Origin of the sequence: Corynebacterium sp., from assembly GCF_030530965.1 — a bacterium.
Lineage (GTDB): Bacteria > Actinomycetota > Actinomycetes > Mycobacteriales > Mycobacteriaceae > Corynebacterium.
Genome location: NZ_JAUMTY010000002.1, coordinates 65,841 through 70,790, shown reverse-complemented (window position 1 = coordinate 70,790; position 4,950 = coordinate 65,841). Strand labels below are relative to the sequence as shown.

Sequence of the window (4,950 nt, the reverse complement as noted above, 5' to 3'; positions counted from 1 at the left end):
CCGGCCTCACAGACCATCTTGATGAGCCGCAAAACAGCAGGCTGCCACGGGTCATTGAGGTGAGCCAATGGGGAGGACAAGCGGTCAGCCGCCATCGTGTACTGAGTAAGGTCATTCGTTCCGATCGAAACGAAATCAATTTGCTGCATGATTTCCCGAGCACACAGCGCAACTGCAGGAACCTCAACCATGATCCCGGGCGTCAAGCCACGCTCGTGGCACATACCCGCAAACCACCGAGCTTCGTCGGCAGTTGCCACCATCGGCGCCATCACCCAGGTCGGAGCGTCGCCGCGATCGTTATCTTCGACCGCCTTAGCAATAGCATCCAACTGGCGCTCCAGAATGTCCTGACGATCCCACGCAATGCGCACGCCACGAACGCCCAGAGCCGGGTTGTCCTCTTCCTCCGCCTCGACGAACGGAACCGGCTTATCCGACCCAGCGTCGAGAGTACGAACAACGACCTTCCCCTTCGGGAACGCATTCAGTACACGGCCATATGCTGCAGCCTGGTCGTTGACCGACGGCTCTGTCGTCGACGATAAGAAGAGAAGCTCAGTGCGGAACAGGCCAACTCCCTCAACTGCAGTCGACGCTGCCGACGCAGCCTGGGGGCCATCCTGAACATTGGCTAATAGCTGAACGCGGTGGCCATCTTTGGTCTGAGCAGGACCTTCCCAGTTTGCGATCTTCTCTGCAAGCTGCTCCCACTCACGAACTGCCTGCTTCGCGGCGTCCTCATCCGGGTTGACCGTGAGCTCTCCGGCAGCACCACTAATCATGCCTTCAGTCTCGCCTGAGGAAATCTCAACATCAGTCGGCCCAGTTGCAACAACGCAAGGAATATTGAGCTGGCGGGCAATAATTGCCGTGTGCGACGTCGGTCCACCACGACGCGTGACGATGCCGATGACTAAGTCCGGATTCAGCGTTGCCGTATCCGCGGGCGCGAGATCGTCGGCCCACAAGATAGATGGCGTTGTGAGGACCGGGAGTCCAGGCTCCGGAAGGCCCTGGAGGTGGGCGAGAACACGGTCGCGGACATCTTCAAGGTCGGCGACACGTTCCGCGAAGACTCCCCCGTTGGCGGTAAACATTTCAACGAATGACGCGGTAGCAGTGACTGTTGCGTCGATCGCATTACGCCCCTGCTTGGTGGTCTTCTTAACTTTCCGACGCCATCCGCGATCAGATGCAAGCCCCGCAGTTGCATTAACAACATCTGCAGCGTGCCCCTCGAGGCTCTTGGCGCGTTCCTTGAGAGCCTCGGTGACTGCGTTAGCCGCTTGTTCAAAACGTTCGTATTCAGCCTCGCGCTGACCTTCGTCAACCTCAGCCCCAGCTTCCGGAACAGCGGGACGCGGGGCCACCACTGCGATTGGACCAAGGGCGACACCAGGTACTACGGCCTTACCTTTGATCACGGCAGTTTCTTGGGTGTCCATTAAAGTCGCTCCTCATGTCGGATTTCTTTAATCCAAGTCTAACGGGTGATTCCAGAAATATACCATCATTCAGAGTGGGAAAAGTCACAAAACTATGCCCAAATGCTCACGTTCACAGTAAAGTAAACGTAAAACCACAGAAAAGCCACTGATTGGATGCTCTCTTTATGTCCGATCGGGGGCATTCAGACACGGTCTGATGACCGTTTGAAAACGAAACGCGTACTCTTAGGAGCGAAGAAACATGAAGACAACGTAAAACCAACGAATCAAGCGCAGACTCAGCGTGAACCAGACGTGAAAGGACAAGTGACACAGACATGTATGCAGAGGAACGACGGAGACAAATCGCTTCTCTCACCGCCGTTGAAGGCCGCGTCAGCGTCACAGACTTGTCCGAACGATTCTCAGTAACAGCAGAAACGGTTCGTCGAGACCTTGCTCAACTCGATCGGGAAGGCGCTATCCATCGCGTGCACGGCGGTGCTGTGGCGTCCACTAATTTCCAGACATTAGAGCTACCCATCGACAGTCGCGCAAGGGCCGCATCCGGCGCTAAGGCCGCTATCGGCCGAACCGCAATGGATTACCTCCCACCACAAGGTGCAGGCATTTTTCTTGACGCGGGGACAACAACAGCGGTCTTGGCTAATCACATCGCGGATTTGTCGTCGGGACGCGGATGGCCCATCGTCACGAACTGCCTTCCCATTGCGATGAATCTGGCAAGCCGGAACTTAACCGACCTTCAGCTACTCGGTGGCCAAATTCGTGCGATTACCCAAGCTGTTGTGGGTGATACTGCACTGCGTACGCTCGCGCTTATGCGTGCTGACGTGGCGTTTATCGGCACAAATGCGTTGACGATTGACCATGGCTTATCGACGGCTGACCCCCAGGAAGCAGCCGTCAAGAGAGCCATGATTACTAATGCCAATCGCGTCATTGCCATGTGCGATTCGTCGAAATTTGGCCGTGATTATCTGGTCAGCTTTGCTGCACTGAGTGATATTGACGTTCTCATCACTGACTCTGCCGCCCCGGAAAGTTTCCTTTCCCAACTTCGCGAACACGAGATCGATGTTGTCGTCGCACAGTAAGAGCGTGTAAAAGAGCTTGACGCTCTTAGGAACACAACACTTACGGACACAACAACGATGTCGATCCACCGCCACCACGTCTAGAGGAATAATGTCTTCACACTCATCATCGCCGACTCCACAAGAAGGCGAAACACACGATGGCTCTAGTCCATCCGGCATTGAAGCATTAGATAGTCAGTCCTTGCGAATTCCCGACAATGCTGTCGTCACAGTGACCCCTAATCCTTGCATGGATCGTACGGCTGCAATATCCACCCCACTTGATCGAGGTGGAGTAAACAGGATCACTGACGTTACCGATGTACCAGCCGGCAAAGGCATCAACGTAGCGATGGCTACTTACAGGGCCGACGAACCAACCGTCGCCATTGCACCGGCATCCGCAGGCGATCCCTTTACTTCTTTAGTTCATAAAACAGGTCTCAGCTTCGTACCGACGCCAGCTGACCATCCCGTCCGCGTCAACCTCACTGTCACGGAACCCGATGGTACGACGACGAAACTGAATGAGCCAGGCAATCCTCTTGAGCATGATCACGTCGACACGCTGACCCGAGTGATTTCGCAGGTTGCGCAGCGTGCATCATGGATCGTTCTCTCCGGTTCACTGCCACCCGGACTGCCTACATCGTGGTACGCCGACATGGTCGGAGCGATTCGTAAGAGCGCCGACGGGCACGACGTCAAAATAGCGGTCGACACGTCAGATAAACCGCTTGAGGAACTCGGCGCGCGGATGCTGAAGGATCCTGCCGTGGCCCCCGATCTCCTGAAACCAAATGGTTTCGAAATCGGCCAGATCCTCGGCCTCGACGGGAAAAACATTGAACACGAGGCATCGCAGGGAAATCTCAAGCCCGCGACAGAAGCCGCAAAGCTCTTGGTTGACCACGGCGTGCGTTATGTCCTGCTCACACTCGGTGCGTCGGGCGCGGTCTTAGCTACCCAGCAAGGGACCTGGTATGCCTCTCCGCCTCCTATCACTCCGGTGAGTACTGTCGGAGCGGGTGATTCAAGCTTGGCTGGCTTCATTATTGGTACCCAAAGAAGCGGTCACAGTAACGGAACGAGCTCAGCTACAGACAGTTCAGTTGAGAAAACTGCACTTCAATACGCTGTAGCGTACGGCTCTGCGGCAACGTCGCTGCCCGGAACGACAATCCCCTTCCCCTCCCAAACACAACCTGAATCCGTCACCGTCATGGCTGGCGCTGAAGCAACAGCCTTGAAAGGAGTGTCATGACATCATCGAGCGGTTCCGGATCTACTCCGAACAAACCGACACAAAAAGAAACAGCACCAGCGGAGGGAACGCAGGCGAACTCCTCGGAGCCTCCCGTAATCACCCCGGACCTCATCATGCTCGACGTGGCTCCCGGTGATACCAAGGAAGCTGTTATTAAAGCTTTGGCTTCACATGCGGCGGTGGCCGGTCGCGCTGATGACGCCGAGGGACTTACCTCTGACGCTTTGACTCGTGAATCGAAGTCAGCCACGGGTGTGCCTGGTGGCGTGGCAATTCCGCACTGCCGCACCAGCCATGTGGAAGTTCCGACGCTGACCTTCGCGCGTCTCTCGAAGCCTGTTGATTTTGGCTCCGCCGATGGACCTGCCGACCTGGTTTTCCTTATTTCCGCTCCGATGGGCGGAGGAAAAGCGCACCTGCGGATCCTGTCGAAATTAGCCCGTAGCTTAGTTAAAGCCTCCTTCCGGGACTCGCTACGCGAAGCATCCGATGAGAAGGACGCAGCCCAGCGCATCCTTGACACCTTGGCTGCCAAGCCAAAGAAGAAGTCCGCATCGACGGCGTCGGCAAGTAAGGGTGCAGACGCAGCCGCGGCGGGTAGCGCAGCGGGTTCGACAGCAGTCGGAGCAGCGGGAGCATCAGCTCAGAGCACCGACGGCGGCAACCAGGCTAGTGGATCCGGACAGGCTGTTACCCACCTTGTCGCGATTACCGCGTGCCCCACCGGCATCGCGCACACGTACATGGCTGCGGATTCCCTGTCGCAGACAGCCGATGCACGTGACGATGTCGAGATCACGGTTGAGACTCAGGGATCATCCGGAGTCACTCCCCTTCCCTCTGACGTCATTAAGAATGCCGACGCAGTCATCTTCGCAACGGATGTTGGAGTTAAGGACCGTGAGCGGTTCGCGGGCAAGCCAGTCATCGAATCCGGCGTGAAGCGGGCCATCGATGAACCCGCGGTCATGATCGATGAAGCCATCGCGGCATCGAAAGATCCCCATGCACGCCGTGTTAAGGGGAAAGCGTCATCGTCGTCTGAGAGCTCTCAGGAAGAGGGCGAGGGACTCGGCTGGGGCAAGCGCATCCAGCAAGCCCTGATGACCGGTGTGTCGTACATGATTCCGTTCGTGGCGGCAGGCGGCCTCCT

The 4,950-nt window shown here is 56.8% G+C and carries 4 protein-coding genes; 3 read left to right on the top strand and 1 reads right to left on the bottom strand.

Annotated elements, in window-relative coordinates; all coding sequences use genetic code 11:
• Positions 1 to 1,448: putative PEP-binding protein (locus tag Q3981_RS00940; protein ID WP_303122959.1), on the bottom strand; the 1,448-nt coding region annotated here is incomplete at its 3' end.
• A gap of 320 nt (positions 1,449 to 1,768) precedes the next feature.
• Here Q3981_RS00940 and Q3981_RS00935 point away from each other — a divergent pair.
• The 3 genes from Q3981_RS00935 to Q3981_RS00925 form a co-directional block, all read left to right on the top strand.
• Entirely contained in the window at positions 1,769 to 2,548 is a 780-nt protein-coding gene (locus Q3981_RS00935; protein WP_012731729.1) for a DeoR/GlpR family DNA-binding transcription regulator, read from the top strand.
• A 91-nt stretch (positions 2,549 to 2,639) separates the two neighbouring features.
• Positions 2,640 to 3,794: a 1-phosphofructokinase family hexose kinase gene (locus Q3981_RS00930; RefSeq protein ID WP_303122953.1), complete on the top strand. Its 1,155-nt coding sequence runs from the start codon at positions 2,640 to 2,642 to the stop codon at positions 3,792 to 3,794.
• 116 nt (positions 3,795 to 3,910) lie between these two features.
• A partial coding sequence (locus Q3981_RS00925) for a fructose PTS transporter subunit IIA (protein WP_303123053.1) occupies positions 3,911 to 4,950 on the top strand: 1,040 nt, incomplete at its 3' end.